Below are 22,257 nucleotides of genomic sequence, written 5' to 3'. Positions count from 1 at the left end.
AAATGACATATCTTGCAATTCTGCTCGGACTGGTTCTGCTGGTCGCGGGCGGCGATATTCTGGTGCGCGGGTCCGTGGGCCTTGCGCAGCGTTTCGGCATTTCCGAACTCCTGATCGGCCTTGTGCTGGTGGGCTTCGGGACCTCCACGCCGGAATTGATGACCAGCCTTTTGGCTGCCCTTGACGGTTCGCCCGGCATCGCCGTCGGCAATGTGGCCGGGTCGAACATCGCCAACATTCTTCTCATCCTCGGTCTCTCGGCCCTGATCTTTCCGATCCGCGTCCAGCCCGCCGCGCTCTACCGCGACGGTCCGGCCAACGCGCTGGCCGCGCTTGCCTTCACGGGCCTGGCCCTCACCGGCATGATCGGCCGGGTGGAAGGGATCGTCCTGCTGGCGGGCCTTGCCGGTTATCTCGTCCTCACCTACCGGATGGAAAGCGGCCGCAACACGCCGTCCGCCGAGATGCATCGCAGCGAAGCCCATTCGGTAACCGCGCAACCGGCGGCCGCCGGCCTGCCCGTCAATATCGCCATGGCCCTCGGCGGCCTGGTGATGATCCTCGGCGGCGCCCATTTCCTCGTCACCGGCGCCGTCAGCCTTGCGCAGGCCATGGGTGTCAGCGATGCCGTCATCGGCGTTACTATCGTTGCGGTCGGCACTTCCCTGCCCGAGCTGGTCACCTCCGTCATTGCCGCTGTGCGGCGCCAGGCGGATATCGCGCTCGGCAACATACTCGGCTCGAACCTGTTCAACATCCTCGGCATTCTCGGCATCACGGCCGCGATCGCCCCGCTTCAGGTGCCGCCCGAGATTGCCGGTTTCGACATCTGGGTCCTTCTGGCCGCCACCGCGGCGCTGATCGTCTTCTGCATGAGCGGCTGGCGCATCAGCAGGCGCGAAGGGGTGCTGATGCTGGTCGGATATGTGGCCTATACGGCAACGGTCACCGCAATGGCTCTTCGATGACGTTTGTCGAATTTCTTTGCGTTCCGAGGCTCCCCATTTCCGGGACAATCTGCTAAACGGCGGCATCATCGCCTGCCCGCGCCGCCGCGGCCTTGCCACGGCGGCCCAAAACACTGGAACGTCATGATCCCGAACGACATCAAGATCACGCCCGAACTGGTTGCTTCCCACGGTTTGAAGCCGGATGAGTATGAGCGCATTCTGGAACTGATCGGCCGGGAGCCGACCTTCACCGAGCTCGGCATTTTCTCCGCCATGTGGAACGAGCACTGTTCCTACAAGTCGTCCAAGAAATGGCTGAAGACCCTGCCGACCAAGGGCCCGCGGGTGTTGCAGGGACCGGGCGAGAATGCGGGTGTCGTCGACATCGGCGACGGGCAGGCCGTCGTCTTCAAGATGGAAAGCCACAACCACCCGTCCTACATCGAGCCCTACCAGGGCGCGGCGACGGGGGTGGGCGGCATCCTGCGCGACGTCTTCACCATGGGCGCCCGCCCGGTTGCGGCCATGAACGCGCTGCGCTTCGGCGCGCCGGATCATCCGCGCACCAGGCACCTGGTTTCCGGCGTCGTTGCCGGCGTCGGCGGCTACGGCAATTCCTTCGGCGTTCCCACGGTGGGCGGCGAGGTCGAGTTCCACGCCCGCTACAACGGCAACTGCCTGGTCAATGCCTTTGCCGCGGGCCTTGCAAGAACCGACGCCATCTTCCTCTCCAAGGCCGAAGGTGTCGGCCTGCCGGTCGTCTATCTCGGCGCCAAGACGGGCCGCGACGGCGTCGGCGGGGCGACTATGGCCTCTGCCGAGTTTGACGATACGATCGAGGAAAAGCGCCCCACCGTTCAGGTCGGGGACCCGTTCACCGAGAAATGCCTGCTTGAAGCCTGCCTGGAGCTGATGGATACGGGTGCGGTGATCGCTATCCAGGACATGGGCGCGGCCGGTCTCACCTGTTCCGCCGTTGAAATGGGTGCCAAGGGTGATCTCGGCATCGAGCTCGACCTCGACAAGGTGCCGGTGCGCGAAGAACGCATGAGCGCCTATGAGATGATGCTGTCGGAAAGCCAGGAGCGCATGCTCATGGTGCTGCGCCCCGAAAAGGAGCACCAGGCCGAGGCGATCTTCAAGAAATGGGGCCTCGATTTCGCGATCGTCGGCGTCACCACCGACACGCTGCGCTTCGTGGTCAAGCACCAGGGTGACGTCGTCGCCGATCTGCCCATCAAGGAGCTCGGCGACGAAGCGCCCGAATACGACCGCCCCTGGGTGGAGGCGAAGAAACGGCCGGTGCTGCTGGCCTCCCAGGTCGAGGAGCCCAGGGACTACGCCGAAGCCCTCAAGACCCTCGTCGGCAGCGCGAACGGCTCGTCCCGCCGCTGGGTCTATGAGCAGTACGACACGCTGATCCAGGGCAATACGGCGGAACGCCCGGGGGGAGATGCCGGCATCATCCGCGTCGAGGGCACCCGCAAGGGCCTTGCCTTCTCCGTCGACGTGACGCCGCGCTACTGCGAGGCCGATCCGTTCGAGGGCGGCAAGCAGGCCGTCGCCGAAGTCTGGCGCAACCTCACCGCTGTCGGCGCCGAGCCCCTGGCCGCCACCGATAACCTGAATTTCGGCAATCCGGAAAAGCCGGATATCATGGGCCAGCTCGTCGGCTGCATCAAAGGCATCGGCGAGGCGTGCAGCCGTCTGGACTTCCCGATCGTATCGGGGAACGTCTCGCTCTATAACGAAACCCACGGCGAGGCGATCCTGCCCACCCCGGCCATCGGCGGCGTCGGCCTGCTGCCGGATGTGAGCAATCATGCGACCGCCGCCTTCCGCAACGAGGGCGACGCGATCCTCCTCATCGGCGGCTTCGGCACGCATCTCGGCGCCTCGCAGTATCTGGCCGAGGTTGTCGGCCGCGAGGAAGGCGCCCCTCCCCGGTGGACCTTGCCGCCGAGAAGCACCATGGTACCCTTGTCCGCCACCTGATCGGCGCAAACCGCGTCACCGGCGTGCATGACGTTTCCTCCGGCGGCCTCGGCGTCGCGCTTGCGGAAATGGCGATTGCCGGTGGTATCGGCGCGACCGTCAAGGTGGAGGGCCGGCCTCATGCCGCCCTGTTCGGCGAGGACCAGGGCCGCTACGTCGTCACCGTGGCGCCCGGCGAAGTCGAAGCCGTGCTGGAGGACATCCTCGACAACGGCGTCGACGTTCAGCATATCGGCACGACGGGAGGCGGGGATTTGACTGTTGAAGGCATCCTCACCATATCCGTTGCAAACTTGAAGAAAGCGCATGAAGATTGGTTCCCGACATATATGGCAAATGCCTGAGCAATTGCCTTTCAGGAACGACCAACAAGGATGGACGCACGATGCCGATGAACGCGAATGAGATCGAAACCCTGATCAAGGCGGCTCTGCCTGACGCTCAGGTGGAGATCCGTGATCTGGCTGGAGACGGCGACCACTACGCGGCCAACGTTGTCTCCGAATCCTTCCGGGGCAAAAGCCGTGTTCAGCAGCATCAGCTGGTTTACGAAGCCCTGAAAGGCAACATGGGCGGCGCGTTGCATGCCCTTGCCCTTCAGACCCGCGCACCGGACTGATTTGACAGATTGCCGCACAAGGCGCCCACGAACTTGATTCTTTCCCCTGTCTCCGACAGACAGGCGGACACGACAGACAAAGGACCGACAGCCATGAGCATCCAGGACTGGATCAAAAACGAAGTCGACACCAACGACGTTGTGCTTTTCATGAAAGGCACCCCGTCCTTCCCGCAATGCGGTTTCTCCGGTCAGGTCGTACAGATCCTCGACTATGTCGGTGCCCCCTACAAGGGCATCAACGTCCTGGAAGACGACGAGCTGCGCCAGGGCATCAAGGACTTCTCCAACTGGCCGACCATCCCGCAGCTCTACGTCAAGGGCGAGTTCGTCGGCGGCTGCGACATCATCCGCGAAATGTTCCAGAACAAGGAACTGCAGGGCGTGCTGTCCGAAAAAGGCATCGAAACCAACCAGCAGACCGCCTGACGCGCGACGCAGGATTAACGGGATCAGGGGGCCGGCTTGCCGCCCCCTTTTTCTTTGAGGTTTTCGTCTCCCCGCCCTCACGGCATTCGGACAAGCGCAGCAAAGCTGCGCGCAGATCCGGACCGCCACGTGGTGGATAGCCCCTGCTCCCCCTGTCAAAACTACCCATATTCCGGATTTATCCAAAGTTTACCCGAATCAAATCGGGCAAAATTGAGGCACGCCCTCGGCAAGATTCGCCGAATCATCTAGACTGAATGGCAGGTGAATGCGGATTTCAGAATGGGTACAGATGTGCTCCGCCATTTTCCGACCATATCGCAAGGCTTGAGAAGACAGGCCGGGGAATGGGATCGGGGACTATGAACAAGATTGCAGTGACAACCACCTCCATCTTCGCGCTGGCGATTGCCGGGGCGGGATTTGTCCTGTCCGGTGGCCCGACGGCCGACAGCGAACTGCGCCGCATCGACTGCCAGATGATCACCATGTTCACGCCGGCCCGGCACAAGAGCGCCGAACAGCTTTGCGAAAACTATGGCGGCGTCGCGCTGAAGGATGCCGAGCCGAACAAGGAAGGCCTGATCATCCTGGTCCGCAACCAGCCGATGGGCGGCTTTGAAGGCGGCAAGGCGATTCCGTAAAACGCCCTCCGACGAACGGCACTTTGGGCTGCCCCGGAAGCCTCGATCGCTCAGACGAAACTGGAGATGGGTCCTACCGGTCCGCGTCCTGCGGCCGGCACAAGGGTGAGATCGCATAGGCCTCGACGGGCTCTGTGACATTGTGCAGGCGCACGGCGCCCAGCGCCTCCGCCGCGCAGCCGGCCACTTCCGCCACCTCCCGTGTGGTGACCACCGCATGGCCTTGCGCCTTGCCGTGATCGCCGAGCCGGGCGGCAATATTCGCGGCGCTGCCGATCACGGTGAAATCCAGCCGTTCCTTCGAGCCGACATTGCCGTAGGTCACCTCGCCAAAGGCGATGCCGATGGAGCAGGAAAGCCTGGCATTGCCCTCCCCGCCCGGCTCCTGCAGCCTGTTGACGATTTCATCGGCACTGGCAACCGCCTGGCGGCAGGCCTCCTGATAGCCGGAGCTGGCCGGAAAAATGGCCAGCACCGCATCGCCGATGAATTTCAGCACCTCGCCCTCATGGGCATTGATCACGTCCGTGGTGATCTCGAAGAACCGGTTGAGTTCGGCGACATAGGCGTCCCGGCCGAGCTCGGCTTCCAGCCGGGTCGAATTGCGCAAATCGCAGAACACGATCGCCGCGTCGATGACATCTCCGTCGCCCCGCCGGATTTCCCCGCCAAGCACCCGCGCGCCGGTGCGCTTGCCCAGATAGGTTTCCAACAGAGACGTGGCGTTGGAGGTCAGGGCGAAGACTTCGAAAAGCCGGCTGATCAGCGCCGAACACTCGAACACCAGCCCCAGATTGGCCGTGGTGAAGCCGTCCGGGTCGTCGCAGGCAAGCGTCATGACGTTGATCCTCCCGCCCGAAAAGGGAAGCGGCATGGCGACATAGTCGGTCACGCCCTGCTGCCTCAGATCTTCCAGGATCGGGAAGTTGAATTCGTCGGGATTGGAGTCGAGCTTCTGGCGGATGCCGCCGAGGCCATCGGCGACATGCTGCAGCGGGCTTTCCCGGAAGGCTGGGCTGTCCAGCACCTCGTAGGAGGGCGAAAAGCTCGTTACCTCGTCGCTGTCCCGCGTCCAGATGAAGTGCCGTCCGGCGATCATCGGATGAAGAGACCAGATCAGGATGGTCAGCCGGCAGACCGAGATGCCGTCCTCGACGAGCCTGCGGCCCAGCGCCGCCGTCAGTTCCTCGGGTGTGCGCTTCGCCCACGCTTCACGCAGCAGCCAGTCCACCGTCGGGCCGGTGATGTTGCCGGCAGGCGGCATGCCGAGGGCATCGCCCTGATGCTCGATACCCGACACGGTTCCCGGCATGAAGGCGACATAGCCGTCGACCGCCTTGCCCTCCGGCAGCGCGTTGCGGTAGCTCCAGGCGCCGTGCTCGAACACTTCCTCGCCGACATGCACATGGGCGTAGGACGCCGTTCCCTTGAACGGGCAGAACGTCCTGAAGTCGGGGGCCGGTTCCAGCTTCGCCACAACGTCTTCCCGCGGGAAATAGACGACCGGTGGCAGGCGGGTCTCGTACATCACCCGCGCACGCTCGGACCGGGCCAGCACAAAGTCTCCCCGCCAGGCCGTCACCGGTCCGGAGAGCGGCTCAACAAGGATGCCGTAGTCATTCGAGGTCTGCTGTACGCGCACTGTCATGTCGGTAATAGAGATAGGAGCCCGGGCGAGTCCTGTCCAGCGCTGTGTCACCCCTGTCTATGGGAGCGCCGGCCAAGCGCCAGCACGAGCCGGGCCACTCGCGGACCCGCCCCTATTCGGCGGCGAACAGCTTTGCCGTCATCGCAAGGCTCGCCCCGCACGGTTCTTCCGCTTCTCCGTCCCCCAGGACCTGTCCGGCGTCTGCCGGGCGCAGGTTGACGAAGTCGTAGAGCGCGCGGTCGAGAAGATGGGACGGCCGCGTGTTGGCCAGCGCGCGCGCCATGATGCCGAGCCGGCCCGGGTTTTCCTTTTCCCAGCCGGCAAGCATGCGCTTGACTTCCTCGCGCTGCAGCCCGTCCTGGGAACCGCACAGATTGCACGGAATGATGGGAAACTTCATGCCGTTCGAAAACCGGGCGATATCGCTTTCGGCCGCATAGGCGAGCGGGCGCAGCACCAGGAGGTCGCCCTCGTCATTGATCAGCTTCGGCGGCATGGAGGCCAGCCGGCCGCCGTGGAAGAGGTTCATGAAGAAGGTCTCCAGAATATCTTCCCGGTGATGGCCGAGCACGATCGCCTCGCAGCCCTGCTCCCTCGCGATGCGGTAGAGAATGCCCCGGCGCAGCCGCGAGCACAGCGAACAGTAGGTCCGGTGCTCGGGGATCTTGTCCGTAACGATCGAATAGGTGTCCTCGCGCACGATGACGTGCTCGATGCCGTTCGCCTGAAGGAATTCCGGCAGGACATGCGCCGGAAAGCCCGGCTGGGCCTGGTCCAGGTTGCAGGCGATCAGGTCGGCTGGCAGCAGCCCGCGCCATTTAAGTTCGCTCAGCACCGCCAGCAGCGTATAGCTGTCCTTGCCGCCGGAAAGACATACCAGCCATTTCGGCCGCTTCTCCTGCGAAGTCTCCGCCGGCAGCATGCCGAAGTCGCTTATCGCCTCGCGCGCCTGCCGCAACAGCCGCTTGCGCAGCTTCTTGAACTCCACACCGGATGGCGCCGCGCGCAAGAGCGGCGGAACCTCCACGCTGTCGGCAGCAATATCATTCATGTCCGAGGCCCTGCGGCTGATGTCCTGACGTCCCGCTGACATACCGGATCGCTCCGGCAGCGCCAAGGGGAAAGCCGGGGTTTTCAGGTGTGGAGCAAAGAACAATTTATCGCGAAATACAATGTGAGCAGTGCGTCTGCTTTGAACCGATAACCCAAACACCCCGTCGTTGCTGATCTGTCTCTCAATCAAACCACCCATGAACACAACAGATCGCCTAGGAGCATGATCACGGACGGACCTCGCCCAACCTTGAATTTCGGATTGCGGGTCGCACCTAATCAAAGCAGACAAACGGCACGCCGGCCATTACGTACACAGCCACAACACCATGCTCACCACAAAACGACCTCATCCTGAGGAAGCGCGCAGCGCTGTCTCGAAGGATGGGCCGCTTGCCCGGAGGGTGGAGCCCATCCTTCGAGACGGACCTAAAGGTCCTCCTCAGGATGAGGCCGTGCGTCCATTTCTTTCCGGCCCGGGATCTCCAAAAAAGAAAAGGCCCACCTTCCGGCGGGCCTTTCCGATGAACCATATTCGGCGGAGGATTACCGCGAATAGAATTCGACCACGAGGTTCGGTTCCATCTGTACCGGGTACGGCACGTCGGCGAAAGCCGGAACGCGGTTGTAGGTGGCGGTCATCTTGGAGTGATCGGCGTCGATATAGTCCGGCACGTCACGCTCTGCGGACTGGACGGCTTCCAGAACGAGGGCGAGCTGCTTGGACTTTTCGCGGACTTCAATCACGTCGCCCGGGCGAACCTGGTAGCTCGGGATGTTCACGCGCTTGCCGTTGACCTTGATGTGGCCATGGTTGACGAACTGGCGAGCGGCGAAAACGGTCGGAACGAATTTCGCGCGGTAGACGATCGCGTCCAGACGGCGCTCCAAAAGGCCGATCAGGTTTTCGGAAGTATCGCCGCGCAGGCGGGACGCTTCTCCATAAACCTTGTGGAACTGCTTTTCGGAAATGTTGCCGTAGTAGCCTTTCAGCTTCTGCTTGGCGCGGAGCTGAACACCGAAGTCGGACAGTTTGCCCTTGCGGCGCTGGCCGTGCTGACCCGGGCCGTATTCGCGTTTGTTGGCCGGGCTCTTCGGACGACCCCAGATGTTTTCGCCCATCCGGCGGTCGAGCTTGTACTTAACGCTGTGGCGCTTTGACATCGCGGTTTCCTTTGAATTCGCGTTTTTATAAAAGGAAACGCGCCCTCCTTTGTCGTTCCCGGTCCAAGGACCGGTTCGGACCGACAGGGATCCAGCAAGACGGCGCCGGCTGGATGCCCACGGGTGCGTAAATCCGGAAGGCGTTTGCCCCCGGACCGCGCGGAGATACAGGCAAGGCTCTCAAATGTCAATGCACGGGCGGCGCACAGGGCGGGAGAGGACGCGATTTTCCTGCCCTTCGGCACCTTCCGGGACCCTTTTCCGGCCTGCGGGCGGCGTCATTGTCATAATTTCTGCCGTAACGTCCATAAACGGTGAAAAATAATGCATAAATTTAGAGTTTTTTAATTGCAGTTTCACACTATGCAATCGCCGCTACAACTAGAGCGAATAATATCGTTGCGGCAGCACGTTGAAGCCCCCATTACACAATGAAAGTATCAGCAGCCAGACATTCTTTGCAGGATCAACATGTCAGCGAATAATATCACAGCACTTCAGACCGGCCTGGACAGCCCCGGTTTGCTACGTCATTCGCTGCAGGACATGCTGAACGCGCTGGACTATGCCCTCCAGCCGGTTGTCGACATCGGAACGGGCGTTGTCTACGGCTACGAAGCGCAGATCCGCAACTGGGAACTTGTCGGCGCGACGTCACCGGACCATCTGATCGATATCGCCCATGCGGAGGGTTTCCTGCCCGAACTGGAGGCCCAGCTTCTGCGCAAGGCCTTCGTGCGGTTCAAGGACCTGAAGATCGCCCAGGACACCAAGCTTTATTTCAAGCTGGACGGGCGCAATCTCGGCCGGGACGACGACCCGCGCATGCATCTGGCACAGATTGCCGGCGAGGCCGGGATGAGCGCCAACCAGATCTGCCTGGAATTCTCCGAACGCCATCAGCAGACCTTCACCGACGTCACCCACCATGCCGTCAATGCCCTGCGGCAGCTGGGATTCCTGGTGGCGCTCGACGACTTCGGACGCGGCTCGTCCGAGCTGCGGCTGCTGCACGACATGTCGCCGGATTACGTCAAGATCGACCGGTTCTTTCTGAACGGCATCGATTGCGACGCGCGGCGCAAGCTGTTCGTCACAACGGTGGCCAATCTCGCCCATGTGCTGGGCGCCCGGGTGATCGCCGAAGGCGTGGAAACGGACCGGGAATTCAAGGCGTGCCGGGAGGCGGGCTGCGATCTCATCCAGGGCTATTTCGTCGCCAAACCGTTTCAGGAGGCCTCCGGCGCCAAGCTCTTCTACGATCACATCCGCGCGCCCGGCCTCGGCCGCAAGCGGCGCGAGGAGCAGGAGCGCATCCGCAACGAACTCATCAAACTGCCGACCATACGGTTCGACGCTTCCATGAACGAACTCCTGGACATGGTGGTGCACAATCAGGACGGCAACGTGATCCCTGTCCTGGACAGCAACAACGAGCCGCGCGGGCTGATCCACGAGCGTGACCTGAAAGCCTATCTGTATGCCGGCGGCCCGGACGACGAGGACGCCAAGGCGGCGCTCGACTTTCCGCTGCGCTCCTTCGTGCGCGCCTGCCCGATCGCCGATATCGACAGCGATGCGGACATGCTGCTGGTGACATTCGCCTCGTCCATCAATTCCGACGGCATCATCATCACCGAGAGCTTCCGTTATGCCGGGTTCCTGTCGGCAACATCGCTCTTGAAGATCATCCACGAAAAGCGCCTTCAGGAAGCGCAGGACCAGAACCCCCTCACCCGCCTGCCGGGCAACGGCGCCATCACGCGGTTCATTTCGGAAGCCGCGCGCAAGGGCACGCAGGACCGGCATCTGTGCTACCTGGACTTCGACAATTTCAAGCCCTTCAACGATACCTACGGCTATCGCCAGGGCGACCGGGCGATCATCCTGTTCGGCGAACTGCTGCAGCGGCACATTGCCGGCACGGGAACGTTCATCGGGCATCTGGGCGGCGACGACTTCTTCGCCGGGATCCACCATTCCGACCAAACCGACGTCGCCGCCAGAATGCTCGCGATCAAGCGCGCGTTCCGCCTGGATGTGGAAAGCTTCTATGATCCGGAGCACCGGGCGCGCGGCTATATCGAGGCCCAGGACCGCTTCGGCACCACCCGCCAGTTCCCGCTCCTTCAGTGCTCCATCTCGGTCCTCAGCCTGCCCAAGGGCATGACGGTCCATCCGGACACGCTCAACGAGGAAATCATGGAGCTGAAGCGGGCGGCGAAGAGATCCGACGACGGCCTGGCGGTGAAAAGCCTCGCGGCGTGAGGCTGTACGGCCTCCCGCAGCTCAATCCCTCTCCAGCACCAGCCCGAACCCGGCAAGCAGGCGCACCAGGGCCGGGTCTTTGGGGTTTGAGGTGAAGATCGCCCGGTCCGGCGTGTCCGCCGGCGCACTTGCCGCGTCCGCCCCCAGAACCCGCACGAGCTGGCGGGCGATTGCCTCGGCCGGGTCCAGCCAGTCCACCGGCCAGGGCGCGATCTTGCGGAAGCGGTTGGTCAGGAACGGATAATGGGTGCAGGCAAGCACGACGATATCGGTCCGCCGGCCTTCGCTCTCCAGAAAGCAGTCCGAAATTTCCGCCAGAAGTGCCTCGTCGGCAACCGGATCGCCGCGAAGATGGTATTCGGCCATTTCCGCCAGCAGGTCGGAGCCCACCAGGCGCACATGGCACTGGCTGGCGAAACTCTCGATCAAGCTCCTGGTATAGGCCCGGCGCACGGTGCCGGGGGTCGCCAGCACCGAAATCAGCCCGGACGCGGTCCGCTCCGCCGCCGGCTTGATCGCCGGCACGGTGCCGACAAACGGCACTTGCGGATGCGCCCTGCGCAAGGCGTCTCCCGCCAGCGTGAAGGCGGTGTTGCAGGCAATGACCACCGCTTTCGGCTCATGGGTGGCAATCAGCTTGTCGAAAAGGGTCAGCAGCCGCGCCTTCAGGTCAGCTTCCGGCCAGCGGCCGATCGGAAAGGCCGCATCGTCGGCCACGTAAAGCAGCGGCTCATAGGGAAGCAGATACCGGGCCTCGCGCAGCACGGTCAGTCCGCCAAGGCCTGAATCGAAGAACAGAACCGGTCCGCCGCTCCCCATCGTGTTCACCTGTTTCCCACCTTTGCGCCTGATGCAAGCGGATCACGCAAGTTGAAGCTCATCACGCGGTTCAATTCAATCGAGAAGTGCTCTACCAGCGAGGGTTCGGGACGTCGTTCCGTGAGCCACCAAGCTGGCGGCATTAAGATACACACCCTCATCCTGAGGAAGCGCGAAGCGCTGTCTCGAAGGATAGGCCGCTTTCTCGGAACCTGCCGCCCAATCCTTCGAGACGCGAGCAAGCTCGCTCATCAGGATGAGGTTTGTTTTGTCGCGAGCGCTGTTGGTTTGAGTTGTCCGTCTTCTGAGCAAATCGCGGGGGTGGCAATTCCCACCCCTTCGAATTACCCCGTATGGTCAACCGTTGAACCACCACATCTAGCTTTCCTCGCCGTGCTCCCGGCTCTTGCGCGGCCGCGTTTCGCGTTTTTCCAGGGAGGCCACCACGCCCCGCAACGCGCGCACTTCCTGGTCCGTCAGTTCCGCCTTCTGGAAGATGTTACGCAGGGTCCGCACCATATGCGGGCGCCGTTCGGGCGGCCGGAAGAAGGTTGCCGCGTCCAGGGCGCTTTCCAGATGCTCGAAGAAGCGCAGCACTTCGTCCTTCTTCGCCGGCGGGTGCTCTTCGTCCGACAGGATGAACGGCAGCGCGCCGGAAGTGGCCGTCTTGCGCCACTCGTAGGCACACACCAGCACGGCCTGGGCGATGTTGAGCGACGCAAAATCAGGATCGACCGGCAGGGTGAGGATCGCGTCGGCCAGCGCCACCTCCTCATTGTTCAGCCCCCAGCGTTCCCGGCCGAACAGATAGCCGGTGGCATGGCCCATGCCGCCCAGTTCCACGGCCTTGCGTGCCGCTTCGTCCGGGCCGCAGACGGGCTTGGGCACTTCGCGGGAGCGGGCGGTGGTCGCATAGACGAATTGCAGATCGGCAATCGCCGCCTCCACACTGTCGAACACCTGCACCTTGTCGATGACATGGTCCGCCCGGCTCGCCGCCGCCCGCGCCTTTTCGCTCGGCCAGCCGTCGCGCGGGTTGACGATCCTGAGATCCGCCAGGCCGAAATTCGCCATGGCCCGGGCCGCCGTGCCGATATTCTCGCCAAGCTGCGGCTCGCACAGGATCACCGCCGGCGGCCTCGCCGTCACCGCACGGGCTTCTTCTCGTATCTTTGCGTTCTTGCTCATGGTGAGGGGATTTAGCGGTTTCCGGCAAAAATGGGAAGCAGCTTGAGGCATGAAGTCAACACGGAATTGACCCGTTGAACGGTGCCGGTTCCCGCTACGTCAAATCAAGTTCTCTATCGATGACCTCTTCCAGGACATTGCGCTCTCGCAGCGTTTCGATCGCCTGCTTGAGCCGATCGATATGCGGCACGGCCCGCCCTTTCAGGGATACGCCGACATGCACCCGGTTTTCCGCCTGAAACGAGAAATCGGCGACCTTGATCTGACTGAACATTTCGGGATCGGAATTCCGCAGCCCGAGAAAATGGGTTTCGCTCATGATCACCGCATCCGTGCGCCCGCTGGTCAGCATGGCGAGCAGATGTTCCACCTTGGCAACGGGCACCTTTTCGAAAAGATCCTTCTCTTTATCGAAGCCCGGAAAGTATTTGTGCCCCAGGAGGACGCCAATTCTCAGCCCGGCCAGATCGTCAAAGGACCTGATCGACACATCGGCAGAGGCCGTCACGAAAACCTTGTTTGAGATATCCCTGTACGGAATGAGCTCCATATGCCTGGCGCGGTCCGGGCCATACAGAAGGCCCGCCATCAAATCTGCAGAGCCGTTCTTCATCATGTTCAGGCATCTCTTGAACGGAATGTCCTGAGTAAATTTCAGGTCCAGCTCCGCCTGACCCGCGATAAGCTCCAGCAACTGTATGTTGATGCCGCTCCAGGTACCTGTTGTCTCGTCCCACACATGATAGGGCGGGTAATGGTCGACGCAGGCGGTGACCGTCTCAGCAGCCGCCGGCCTTGCCAGCGCCGCCATCGCCAGGAGAAACGAAATCAGCGGCAGTCGAAAGCGCCAGTACTTCAATTAGATAGCCTACCAGTTATTGTTGGGTGCGGAGTATATGGGCAACTCCGCCCACTGTGCAAATGCGTCAAAATACACAAGCCCGGCAGGATTTTTCACCTGGCCTTCCCAGGCACGGGCGAGCGACCACGAACGATTGAACCGGGGTTTCATCCGGTAAAGGCTCTTCGGGTACCCCGCGCCGCTCACTCGGAAAACCTCTTGCCATCCACCGCACACGCGTTAACCTTCCGGCTGCACATAGCGAGCCTCACAACCATGACAATGCCGCAGACCTATTTTCATGCCTCGCTGGATTTCGATGCCTTCATCGCCGATGTCCGCGACACGTGCATGCTGCAGACCCATCACCAGGCCTATCACACCCTGCGCGCCGTCCTGCACACGTTCCGCGACCACCTGACGACCGAACAGGCGCTTGCGTTTGCGGGCGTCCTGCCGGCCGTGACCCGGGCGATCTTCGTCGAGGACTGGCAGCCGTCCGACCTGATGCCCGACCCGTTTCCGGACCGGGCAACGTTGATCCGGGAGGTCCAGTCGGTCCGCCGGGACCATAATCTGGCGCCCGACAGCGCGATCGAGAATGTTGCATCGGCCCTCAGGCGGTCATCGGTCGATGAGCGGGAACTGGACCGGATACTGGCAACGTTTCCGGACGCGGCGGCCGCCTACTGGAAAACCTGATTCCGGAGAAGACGCCCCCTTCCCCCTTCCGTTCGATGGACTTTTCCTGAGCCTTTGCTAGAACTCCTCCGGACTTCCCCGCCTTCACCTTCCGAAGGGCTGGCAATTGATTGCGTACAATTGTATACGCATCTCGAAATTCATCCGGAGCAAGCTCCCTTCGCTCCCAGTGACCACGTACCGAACGCTAGGAAATGTGACAGTCATGGCCGACATCATCTACACCAAGGTCGACGAAGCACCCGAACTGGCAAGCGCCTCGTTCCTGCCGATCATCCGCTCCTTCACCAAGGCGGCCGGCCTGAGTGTCGGCACGAAGGACATTTCCCTCGCCGGCCGCATCCTCGCGAATTTCCCCGAATATCTGACCGATGATCAGAAGCAGCCGGACGATCTGGCGGAGCTCGGCGCGCTGGTGAAACAGCCGGACGCCAATGTCATCAAGCTGCCGAACATTTCCGCCTCCCAGCCGCAGCTGAACGCGGCGATCAAGGAACTGCAGGCCCAAGGCTACAAGCTGCCCGACTATCCGTACGAGCCGAAGACGGATGAGGAAAAGACCGTCAAGGCCAAATACGAAGCCATCAAGGGTTCTGCCGTGAACCCGGTTCTGCGCGAGGGCAACTCCGACCGGCGCGCGCCCAAGGCCGTCAAGGAATACGCCAAGAAGAACCCGCATCGCATGGGCGAATGGCTGCCGTCGTCGAAAACCCATGTCGCGACCATGGGCGAGCACGACTTCCGGGCCAACGAGAAGTCGGTGACCATTCCGGCCGCTTCCGCGGGCAAGGCCAAAATCGAATTCGTGGCAGGCGACGGCTCCGTCACTGCGCTGAAAACCGGCTGGCTGCTGGAAGAAGGCGATGTCGTGGACGGAACCTTCATGAGCGTCAAGGCGCTCAATGCGTTCCTGGAAAACCAGATCCAGGACGCGAAGGACCAGGGCGTCCTGTTCTCGCTGCACATGAAGGCCACCATGATGAAGGTCTCCGACCCGATCATCTTCGGCCATTGCGTCAAGACGTTCCTGAAGGACGTTTTCGACAAGCACGCCGCCACCCTTGCCGAGCTCGGCGCCAACCCGGATCTGGGCATCGGCGACCTGGAAGCCAAGGTCGCGACGCTGCCGGCGGGCAAAGCCGCCGAAATCCAGGCGGACATCAAGGCCGCCATGGCGGACGGCCCGGCCATGTACATGGTGAACTCCGACAAGGGCATCACCAACCTGCATGTGTCTTCCGACGTCATCATCGACGCCTCCATGCCGGCGCTGATCCGCGCGGGCGGCAAGGGCTGGGGCCCGGACGGCAACGAAGCCGACACGAAATGCGTGATCCCGGACAGCTCCTATGCCGGCGTCTATTCCGCCGTGATCGACTTCTGCCGCGAAAACGGCGCGCTGGATCCGGCCAGGATGGGCACCGTGCCGAACGTCGGCCTGATGGCCCAGAAGGCCGAGGAATACGGCTCCCATCCGCAGACCTTCAAGGCCCCTGCCGACGGCACGATCCGCATCGTCGACGCAAGCGGCAACACGCTGATCGAACATGGCGTTCAGGAAGGCGACATCTGGCGCGCCTGCCTGACCAAGGACGCACCGATCCGCGACTGGGTCAAGCTCGGCGTCACCCGCGCCCGCCTCTCCGGCATGCCGGGCATCTTCTGGCTGGACAGGACCCGCGCCCATGACGCGGAGCTGATCAAAAAGGTCGAAGCCTATCTGCCGGAGCACGACACGTCCGGCCTGGACCTTCAGATCATGGCGCCCACCGAAGCGGCGAGATACACCACGGAGCGGATCGCCAAGGGGCTGGACACCATCTCCATTACCGGCAACGTGCTGCGCGACTACCTGACCGACCTCTACCCGATCCTGGAAGTCGGCACCTCCGCGAAGATGCTGTCCATCGTGCCGCTGATGAATGGCGGCGGCCTGTTCGAAACCGGCGCCGGCGGCTCGGCTCCCAAGCACGTTCAGCAGCTGATCGAGGAAAACTACCTGCGTTGGGACTCGCTCGGTGAGTTCTGCGCCCTCGGCGCCTCGCTGGAGCACCTTGCCAACGCCAAGGACAATGCCAAAGCGGCCGTGCTTGCCGAAACCCTGGACACGGCGGTTGAAAAGCTGCTCGACAACGGCAAGTCCCCGTCCCGCAAGGTCGGCGGCCTCGACAACCGCGGCAGCCACTTCTACATCGCCCTCTACTGGGCCCGGGCCCTGAGCGAGCAGGACAAGGACGCCGAGCTGAAGGCCCACTTCACCCCGATCGCCGAGGCGCTTGCCACCAACGAAGACGCCATCGTCAGCGAACTCAACGGCGTCCAGGGCTCGCCCGTGGATCTCGGCGGCTACTACCACGCCCCGCAGGACAAGGTCTCCACGGCCATGCGCCCAAGCGCAACGCTTAACGGCGTCATTGGCTAAGCGCTGCAAAAATGCATAATCGAAAGGGCAGCTTCGGCTGCCCTTTTTGTATCCTTTCCAGCCTGCTCGCCGGATCCGACCATGACCAATGCCCCCACCGTGCTCAAGAACGGTGCCCAAAAGGAATTCAGGATCCTGTCGTCCCGCGACGGGCCGCGCGATGCCAAGTGGTGGGCGGAAACCTGTTTTCTGGTTCATGCGCTGAGCGACGGGGACAGGTCGACGGTTGAGGCGGCGATCCAGAAGAGCAAGGCGGGTGACGAGGCGGTGCTGATGACGGGGCGCGGCTCGGTCACCAACGAGCTCTATGCCCGGCTCATTCACCTGGGCTACATGGCTGCCGACCATGAGACGGTTCCGGAAGAACTGCGCGAAATGCTCGAGGGCCATACGCTGACCGGCTACGGAAGCGAATACGCACCGGATTTTCTGGCGGCTCAGCGGGCACAGGTGAACGCTGCCGGCGGCGAGCTTGGCCCCCTGGAGGCCTTTGCCAGGAACTTTTCGCAGATGGACAGCCATCACCGCGACCTGCCGGTCGAAGCGCTGCATTACTTCCGGGACTTCTTTGCCTCGACCGGCAATGAAATAGACGCCGATCCGGGATCCCCGCGCGAAGCGCTGCTGAGCGCCTACGAAAGGCTCGGAGTTCTTGAGGGCAACGGACAGGGGATCTGGCGCCCGACCCGTGAGGGAACCATGAACGCACCGTTCCTCCTGGACATGCTCCTGTGCGAACGCGGCGCGCTCACCGATCCGGCCTTGCATTGAAACACGACAGCGTGGAGATCAGCGCACTCATGAAAACCGGCATCAGGGCCGTCCTCTTCGACAAGGACGGCACCCTCCTCGACTTCGACGCGGCCTGGACACCAGCCTACGAGACGGCCGCCCTATTCGCCGCCGACGGCAACCGGGAACGGGCGCAGACCTTTCTTGAAAAGACGGGTATGGACCCGGTCACCCGCAAGTCGGCCGCAGGTTCGCTGCTTGCCGCCGGAAACTCGGCGGAAATCGCCGTCGCCTGGATTGCAGCCGGCGCCGCCTTCGAACCGGATGCACTGGCGGTCGAACTCGACCGGATCTTCATCGCCAGGATGCACGACGCGCCGCCCCTGCCCGGCATCCTGGAAACGCTCCAGATCCTCAGCCGGGCGGGATATCTGCTCGGCGTCGCCAGCAGCGACAGCGAGGCCGCGATCCGCACCTTTCTGAAAGGCTCCGGAATGGCGGAGTACATTGCATTCGTCACCGGCTACGACACCGGCTTCGGCCCCAAGCCCGAACCGGGCATGGTCCACGCCTTCGCCGAGGCTCTCGGCCTTGCCCCTGGCGAAATCGCCGTCATCGGCGACAACACCCACGATCTGGAGATGGCCAGATCCGCCGGAGTCGGCCTCGCCATCGGCGTCCTGTCCGGCACCAGTGGGCGCGAAGACCTGGAGCCGCTGGCCGATATTGTCCTCGGCAGCGTCAAGGATCTTTCCGCGCTGATCGCCGCGAAAGGCGACGCACTCGCAGACTGAGGGCGGCCTTGCGAGCCGCCCTGCTTGTGTTCGTAGAAATCTTGTGAACGGAACCTACCCGCGGATAAATGCCAGCACGTCCCTGTTGAACTCCTCGGCCTGCAACTGTGCCAGCCCATGGCCGGCGCCCGGGTAGATCTTCAGGGTCGCGTCGACAACGATCTCCGCGGCCCGGTGCGCAGACGCCTTGATCGGCACGATCTGGTCGTCTTCGCCGTGGACGACCAGGGTCGGCCGCCTGATGGCTTTCAGGTCATCGGTGTAGTCGACTTCGGAGAACTCGTGGATGCAGTCATACTGGCCCTTGATGCCCCCGGCCATGCCTTGCAGCCAGAAGCTTTCGCGCAAGCCATCGTTGCTCTCCACGCCCTCTCGGTTGAAGCCGTAGAAGGGGATCGTCAGGTCCTTGAAGAACTGCGAGCGGTTATAGGCCGTGCCCTGGCGGATGCCTTCGAAGACCTCCATGGGCGTGCCATGCGGATTGTCGGCGGTCTTCAGCATGAGCGGCGGAACCGCGCCGACCAGAACCACCTTCGCGACCCGGTCGTTCCCATGCCTGCCAACATAACGGGAGACCTCGCCGCCGCCGGTCGAATGTCCGATCAGGATGACATCCTTGAGGTCCAGGCGTTCGATCAATTCGGCCAGATCGTCCGCATAGCGGTCCATGTTGTTGCCGTCCCAGGGCTGGCCGGAGCGGCCGTGACCGCGGCGGTCATGGGCGATCACCCGGAAGCCGTTCTGGCCGAAGAACAGCATTTGCGCGTCCCAGGCGTCGGCGGAAAGAGGCCAGCCGTGGGAAAAGACGATCGGCTGTCCCTGTCCCCAGTCCTTGTAGAATATCTCAGCGCCATCGGACGTCGTGAAAGTGGTCATTTTCAAATTCTCCTTGTTCAACAGTTCCTTGCTCACCCCGAAACCCGGGGCCAGCGCCATGCCGAGCCCGAATATCCCGCCGGCAATCAGTGTCTGGCGGCGGTTCATCTGCGGCCCCTTGATCTTGATTCCCATCAGATCGTCTCCATTTACCTCGTGCACGATTTAATTGCGCGCGATGTATATGACGGCATGCGCGCGGCCTGTCAATACTTGCCAATGAAAAAATTGCTGCTTAGGAACGACACATGTCTGAAAAAACCGACCCGCGAGAGCCTTCAAGGCTCCTGTCCGACGCCCAAGCGCCAGATCCTGGCGCTGAACTGGACGATTTCCTCTGCTTTGCCGTCTATGAAGCCAACCTGGCGTTCAACCACATCTACCGGTCACTTCTCGAAGACCTCGGGCTCACCTATCCGCAATATCTGGTCATGACCCTGCTCTGGCGCCGCAACGGGCGTACGGTCAAGGAGTTCGGCGATGCGCTCAGCCTGGAATACAACACCGTGACGCCGCTGATAAAACGCCTCGAGACGATGGGGCTGGTCGACAGGATCAGGGACCGGGAAGACCAGCGGGTGGTCAAGGTCACGCTGACACCTCAGGGGTCCGCGCTCGAAGAAAAGGCAGGGGCCGTTCCCGACTGTGTCGCGGAAGCATCCGGTCTCACAGGGGAAGCGATCAACGACCTGACAACCGCGCTCGCCAAGCTGCGCTCGAATTTGAGGTCCTCCGGAAAAAGCTAGCGGTGGCGCCCCCAACAGGTTGTTCATGGAACGGCCTGGACGACCGGGGCTGTTGGGTCCAGGCTGCCGGGGGCCAATGCCCGCCTGCGCGCGCAGAGCGGCGCTGACAGCGGCTTTGCCGACAGGAAAGCGGGGTTGGCGGAGCGGGAACGGAGCGGATTGAAGCATTTGATCGCACGGTATATTTCGCCTCCGGCGACATGAAATATACTTAAGCAAGTCTCTTTCATTAAAATTTTCTGTATTTACGATAATTGGAATAAACACTTGTAAACTATATTACCAAGGGTAATCTGAAATAAAGCTCAAACACATCCAGAGAATTCGCAATGCCATATACTAAATTGGGCGCGTTCATCGCGGGAGTTGCATTTATCCTTGGTTGTATCCAAATGGCAGTTGCCTTTGGAATTGCTTCAGGCGCCATAGCCGAGCCCCGTCCGGGGCTCTTCCTGTGGGGTTTGACGACCCAGCAGGCTATCGACAGCGGCCTCCTGAAGATCCTGGCGGCGGTCGCTTTCGGTGTGCTCACCGAAATCAGCCGGTCGGTCGAGAAGAGATAAGCAACCGGGCGGTTCGACGATACCTGTGAATGGATACCGGGCGGCAACCAGTCGGTTCGGGACGCAGATCTCACGCTTGTCATTGGACAAGGCCACCACGGCCACTGCTGCCCGCAGTCGGCAACGCGGCACCACCGGGTCTTCCTGCCGGGTAGGACCGACCTCGGCGCGGACTTGGGATGAATTCGCTCAGTTCCCCAGTGCGATGACGCGAAAGTGCGATCCCCTGAACAATCGTCCAGTGCTGCCCGCATCAATCACCTGGCCTCCCCGCCCAAGGTGACAGGACGGCGCATCCCGACATCTCCCCCTTGCCTAATCAGACAGATTTTGTATACAAGCGCACACAATCAGAATCTGCTAAATCATCGGGTCAGAGATCGGGCCATAGCTCACAAAATCGACTGAAATGGATCATACTCGGAGACGGCAAGCCGGTTTCGATTTGCCGCGGCGACACGTATGGAGGTCGGGCGGAAGCTTTCCCCTGCCGCTTCGCCCCTTCAGCCGGTAATGTGAGCCTGTATCCTGATCGACGTACCCAACCGACCTTTTCAAGAACGCGAGGCCGAGTTTCCATGGCAAAGATCAAAGTCGACAATCCGGTCGTAGAACTCGATGGCGACGAGATGACCCGGATCATCTGGCATTTCATCAAGGAAAAGCTGATCCATCCCTATCTCGATATCGACCTGGAATACTACGATCTCTCGATACAGAAGCGGGACGAGACCGACGACCAGATCACGGTCGATGCCGCCAATGCCATCAAGAAACACGGCGTCGGCGTCAAATGCGCCACCATCACGCCGGACGAAGCCCGGGTCGAGGAATTCGGCCTGAAGCGCATGTACCGCTCGCCCAACGGCACGATCCGCAACATTCTCGGCGGGGTGATCTTCCGCGAGCCGATCATCATGCAGAACGTGCCCCGCCTGGTGCCCGGCTGGACCCAGCCGATCATCGTCGGCCGCCATGCCTTCGGCGACCAGTACCGCGCCACCGATTTCCGCTTTCCCGGCAAGGGCAAGCTGACCATCACCTTTACCGGTGAAGACGGCAAGGTGATCGAGCACGAAGTCTACGATGCCCCGTCCGCCGGGGTGGCGATGGCCATGTACAATCTGGACGATTCCATCCGCGATTTCGCCCGCGCGTCCCTCAACTACGCCCTCCAGCGCGCCGTGCCGTGCTATCTGTCCACCAAGAACACGATCCTGAAGGCCTATGACGGCCGCTTCAAGGACATCTTCGAGGAGATCTACGAGGCCGAATTCAAGGACAAATACGCCGAAGCCGGCATCTGGTACGAGCACCGCCTGATCGACGACATGGTCGCCTCCTCGCTCAAATGGTCCGGCGGATATGTCTGGGCCTGCAAGAACTACGACGGCGACGTCCAGTCCGACACGGTCGCGCAGGGCTTCGGCTCTCTCGGCCTGATGACCTCCGTGCTGATGACACCGGACGGCAAGATCGTCGAAGCCGAAGCCGCCCACGGCACGGTCACGCGGCACTACCGCCAGCACCAGAAGGGCGAAAGCACCTCCACCAACTCGATTGCCTCGATCTTCGCCTGGACCCGCGGCCTCGCCCACCGGGCAAAGCTCGACGGCAACGACAAGCTGGCCCGCTTTGCCGAGACGCTGGAAAACGTCTGCGTCAAAACCGTGGAATCGGGCCACATGACCAAGGACCTCGCCCTGCTCGTCGGTCCGGATCAGCCCTGGCTGACCACCACCGGCTTCCTGGACAAGATCGACGAAGGCCTGCAAAAGGCGGTGAGCGAGCTCTGAGCGCAGTC

Annotated in this window: 19 protein-coding genes and 1 pseudogene; 13 read left to right on the top strand and 7 right to left on the bottom strand. The window is 62.1% G+C overall.

Translation table 11 applies throughout. The annotated features are described in order from the left end of the window. The first annotated feature begins 2 nt into the window (after positions 1 to 2). The 5 genes and pseudogenes from ON753_RS06875 (at position 3) to ON753_RS06855 (ending at position 4,637) form a co-directional block, all read left to right on the top strand. Positions 3 to 968: a calcium/sodium antiporter gene (locus ON753_RS06875; RefSeq protein WP_265961828.1), complete on the top strand. Its 966-nt coding sequence runs from the start codon at positions 3 to 5 to the stop codon at positions 966 to 968. A gap of 123 nt (positions 969 to 1,091) precedes the next feature. After that, a pseudogene (purL, locus tag ON753_RS06870) lies at positions 1,092 to 3,289 on the top strand (phosphoribosylformylglycinamidine synthase subunit PurL). 41 nt (positions 3,290 to 3,330) lie between these two features. Next, entirely contained in the window at positions 3,331 to 3,564 is a 234-nt protein-coding gene (locus ON753_RS06865) for a BolA family protein (protein ID WP_265961827.1), read from the top strand. A gap of 93 nt (positions 3,565 to 3,657) precedes the next feature. Further along, positions 3,658 to 3,993, top strand: a complete 336-nt coding sequence (gene grxD, locus ON753_RS06860) for a Grx4 family monothiol glutaredoxin (protein WP_265961826.1) — start codon at positions 3,658 to 3,660, stop codon at positions 3,991 to 3,993. 362 nt (positions 3,994 to 4,355) lie between these two features. Then, a complete protein-coding gene (locus ON753_RS06855; protein WP_265961825.1) occupies positions 4,356 to 4,637 on the top strand; it encodes an antitermination protein in 282 nt (93 codons plus the stop codon). A 73-nt stretch (positions 4,638 to 4,710) separates the two neighbouring features. Here ON753_RS06855 and ON753_RS06850 read toward each other — a convergent pair whose 3' ends face one another. The 3 genes from ON753_RS06850 to rpsD all read right to left on the bottom strand — a co-directional run bounded on the left by ON753_RS06850 (position 4,711) and on the right by rpsD (position 8,502). Continuing rightward, positions 4,711 to 6,285, bottom strand: a complete 1,575-nt coding sequence (locus ON753_RS06850) for a DUF427 domain-containing protein (protein ID WP_265961824.1) — start codon at positions 6,283 to 6,285, stop codon at positions 4,711 to 4,713. Between the two features lie 112 nt (positions 6,286 to 6,397). Next, positions 6,398 to 7,336 carry a tRNA 2-thiocytidine(32) synthetase TtcA gene (gene ttcA, locus ON753_RS06845; protein ID WP_265961823.1) on the bottom strand — a complete coding sequence of 313 codons (939 nt, stop codon included), beginning with the start codon at positions 7,334 to 7,336 and terminating at the stop codon, positions 6,398 to 6,400. Positions 7,337 to 7,884: 548 nt separating this feature from the next. Beyond that, entirely contained in the window at positions 7,885 to 8,502 is a 618-nt protein-coding gene (gene rpsD / locus ON753_RS06840; protein WP_265961822.1) for a 30S ribosomal protein S4, read from the bottom strand. A 471-nt stretch (positions 8,503 to 8,973) separates the two neighbouring features. Between rpsD and ON753_RS06835 the strand changes: the two genes are divergently transcribed. Beyond that, positions 8,974 to 10,770 (top strand): EAL domain-containing protein, encoded by a 1,797-nt coding sequence (locus ON753_RS06835; protein ID WP_265961821.1) that lies wholly within the window; start codon positions 8,974 to 8,976, stop codon positions 10,768 to 10,770. Positions 10,771 to 10,791: 21 nt separating this feature from the next. Here ON753_RS06835 and murI read toward each other — a convergent pair whose 3' ends face one another. From murI to ON753_RS06820, 3 genes are all read right to left on the bottom strand, one after another. Further along, positions 10,792 to 11,589: a glutamate racemase gene (gene murI, locus ON753_RS06830; RefSeq protein ID WP_265967083.1), complete on the bottom strand. Its 798-nt coding sequence runs from the start codon at positions 11,587 to 11,589 to the stop codon at positions 10,792 to 10,794. Between the two features lie 378 nt (positions 11,590 to 11,967). Further along, positions 11,968 to 12,777 carry an RNA methyltransferase gene (locus tag ON753_RS06825; protein ID WP_265961820.1) on the bottom strand — a complete coding sequence of 270 codons (810 nt, stop codon included), beginning with the start codon at positions 12,775 to 12,777 and terminating at the stop codon, positions 11,968 to 11,970. Positions 12,778 to 12,871: 94 nt separating this feature from the next. Further along, entirely contained in the window at positions 12,872 to 13,636 is a 765-nt protein-coding gene (locus ON753_RS06820; protein WP_265961819.1) for a substrate-binding periplasmic protein, read from the bottom strand. Between the two features lie 258 nt (positions 13,637 to 13,894). On the opposite strand from ON753_RS06820, the gene ON753_RS06815 reads away from it, so the two are divergent. From ON753_RS06815 to ON753_RS06800, 4 genes are all read left to right on the top strand, one after another. Next, positions 13,895 to 14,320: a DUF2267 domain-containing protein gene (locus tag ON753_RS06815; protein ID WP_265961818.1), complete on the top strand. Its 426-nt coding sequence runs from the start codon at positions 13,895 to 13,897 to the stop codon at positions 14,318 to 14,320. 205 nt (positions 14,321 to 14,525) lie between these two features. Next, the gene (locus ON753_RS06810) at positions 14,526 to 16,742 is read left to right on the top strand and encodes an NADP-dependent isocitrate dehydrogenase (protein WP_265961817.1); all 2,217 of its coding nucleotides are present in this window, start codon (positions 14,526 to 14,528) and stop codon (positions 16,740 to 16,742) included. A gap of 81 nt (positions 16,743 to 16,823) precedes the next feature. Continuing rightward, positions 16,824 to 17,513, top strand: a complete 690-nt coding sequence (locus tag ON753_RS06805; protein ID WP_265961816.1) for a hypothetical protein — start codon at positions 16,824 to 16,826, stop codon at positions 17,511 to 17,513. 29 nt (positions 17,514 to 17,542) lie between these two features. Continuing rightward, the gene (locus tag ON753_RS06800; protein WP_265961815.1) at positions 17,543 to 18,268 is read left to right on the top strand and encodes an HAD family hydrolase; all 726 of its coding nucleotides are present in this window, start codon (positions 17,543 to 17,545) and stop codon (positions 18,266 to 18,268) included. Between the two features lie 54 nt (positions 18,269 to 18,322). Here ON753_RS06800 and ON753_RS06795 read toward each other — a convergent pair whose 3' ends face one another. Next, a complete protein-coding gene (locus ON753_RS06795; protein WP_265967081.1) occupies positions 18,323 to 19,144 on the bottom strand; it encodes an alpha/beta fold hydrolase in 822 nt (273 codons plus the stop codon). A 248-nt stretch (positions 19,145 to 19,392) separates the two neighbouring features. On the opposite strand from ON753_RS06795, the gene ON753_RS06790 reads away from it, so the two are divergent. The 3 genes from ON753_RS06790 to ON753_RS06780 all read left to right on the top strand — a co-directional run bounded on the left by ON753_RS06790 (position 19,393) and on the right by ON753_RS06780 (position 22,249). Next, the gene (locus ON753_RS06790; RefSeq protein WP_265961814.1) at positions 19,393 to 19,890 is read left to right on the top strand and encodes a MarR family winged helix-turn-helix transcriptional regulator; all 498 of its coding nucleotides are present in this window, start codon (positions 19,393 to 19,395) and stop codon (positions 19,888 to 19,890) included. A gap of 392 nt (positions 19,891 to 20,282) precedes the next feature. Further along, the gene (locus ON753_RS06785; RefSeq protein WP_265961813.1) at positions 20,283 to 20,453 is read left to right on the top strand and encodes a hypothetical protein; all 171 of its coding nucleotides are present in this window, start codon (positions 20,283 to 20,285) and stop codon (positions 20,451 to 20,453) included. 578 nt (positions 20,454 to 21,031) lie between these two features. Continuing rightward, the gene (locus ON753_RS06780) at positions 21,032 to 22,249 is read left to right on the top strand and encodes an NADP-dependent isocitrate dehydrogenase (protein WP_265961812.1); all 1,218 of its coding nucleotides are present in this window, start codon (positions 21,032 to 21,034) and stop codon (positions 22,247 to 22,249) included. Positions 22,250 to 22,257 lie beyond the last annotated feature (8 nt).

The sequence above is a fragment of the Roseibium salinum genome (assembly GCF_026240905.1).
Lineage (GTDB): Bacteria > Pseudomonadota > Alphaproteobacteria > Rhizobiales > Stappiaceae > Roseibium > Roseibium salinum.
Note: the sequence above shows the minus strand (reverse complement) of the source record. Positions and strands in the feature narration are given on the sequence as shown.

Excerpts from the sequence above, each read along its gene's own strand:
- ON753_RS06810 (WP_265961817.1), top strand. The coding sequence starts at position 14,526 with ATGGCCGACATCATCTACACCAAGGTCGACGAAGCACCCGAACTGGCA.
- ON753_RS06795 (WP_265967081.1), bottom strand. The coding sequence starts at position 19,144 with ATGACCACTTTCACGACGTCCGATGGCGCTGAGATATTCTACAAGGAC.
- rpsD (WP_265961822.1), bottom strand. The coding sequence starts at position 8,502 with ATGTCAAAGCGCCACAGCGTTAAGTACAAGCTCGACCGCCGGATGGGC.
- ON753_RS06815 (WP_265961818.1), top strand. The coding sequence starts at position 13,895 with ATGACAATGCCGCAGACCTATTTTCATGCCTCGCTGGATTTCGATGCC.
- grxD (WP_265961826.1), top strand. The coding sequence starts at position 3,658 with ATGAGCATCCAGGACTGGATCAAAAACGAAGTCGACACCAACGACGTT.
- ON753_RS06800 (WP_265961815.1), top strand. The coding sequence starts at position 17,543 with ATGAAAACCGGCATCAGGGCCGTCCTCTTCGACAAGGACGGCACCCTC.
- ttcA (WP_265961823.1), bottom strand. The coding sequence starts at position 7,336 with ATGAATGATATTGCTGCCGACAGCGTGGAGGTTCCGCCGCTCTTGCGC.
- ON753_RS06855 (WP_265961825.1), top strand. The coding sequence starts at position 4,356 with ATGAACAAGATTGCAGTGACAACCACCTCCATCTTCGCGCTGGCGATT.
- ON753_RS06875 (WP_265961828.1), top strand. The coding sequence starts at position 3 with ATGACATATCTTGCAATTCTGCTCGGACTGGTTCTGCTGGTCGCGGGC.
- murI (WP_265967083.1), bottom strand. The coding sequence starts at position 11,589 with ATGGGGAGCGGCGGACCGGTTCTGTTCTTCGATTCAGGCCTTGGCGGA.
- ON753_RS06785 (WP_265961813.1), top strand. The coding sequence starts at position 20,283 with ATGGCAGTTGCCTTTGGAATTGCTTCAGGCGCCATAGCCGAGCCCCGT.
- ON753_RS06780 (WP_265961812.1), top strand. The coding sequence starts at position 21,032 with ATGGCAAAGATCAAAGTCGACAATCCGGTCGTAGAACTCGATGGCGAC.
- ON753_RS06790 (WP_265961814.1), top strand. The coding sequence starts at position 19,393 with ATGTCTGAAAAAACCGACCCGCGAGAGCCTTCAAGGCTCCTGTCCGAC.
- ON753_RS06825 (WP_265961820.1), bottom strand. The coding sequence starts at position 12,777 with ATGAGCAAGAACGCAAAGATACGAGAAGAAGCCCGTGCGGTGACGGCG.
- ON753_RS06835 (WP_265961821.1), top strand. The coding sequence starts at position 8,974 with ATGTCAGCGAATAATATCACAGCACTTCAGACCGGCCTGGACAGCCCC.
- ON753_RS06850 (WP_265961824.1), bottom strand. The coding sequence starts at position 6,285 with ATGACAGTGCGCGTACAGCAGACCTCGAATGACTACGGCATCCTTGTT.
- ON753_RS06865 (WP_265961827.1), top strand. The coding sequence starts at position 3,331 with ATGCCGATGAACGCGAATGAGATCGAAACCCTGATCAAGGCGGCTCTG.
- ON753_RS06805 (WP_265961816.1), top strand. The coding sequence starts at position 16,824 with ATGACCAATGCCCCCACCGTGCTCAAGAACGGTGCCCAAAAGGAATTC.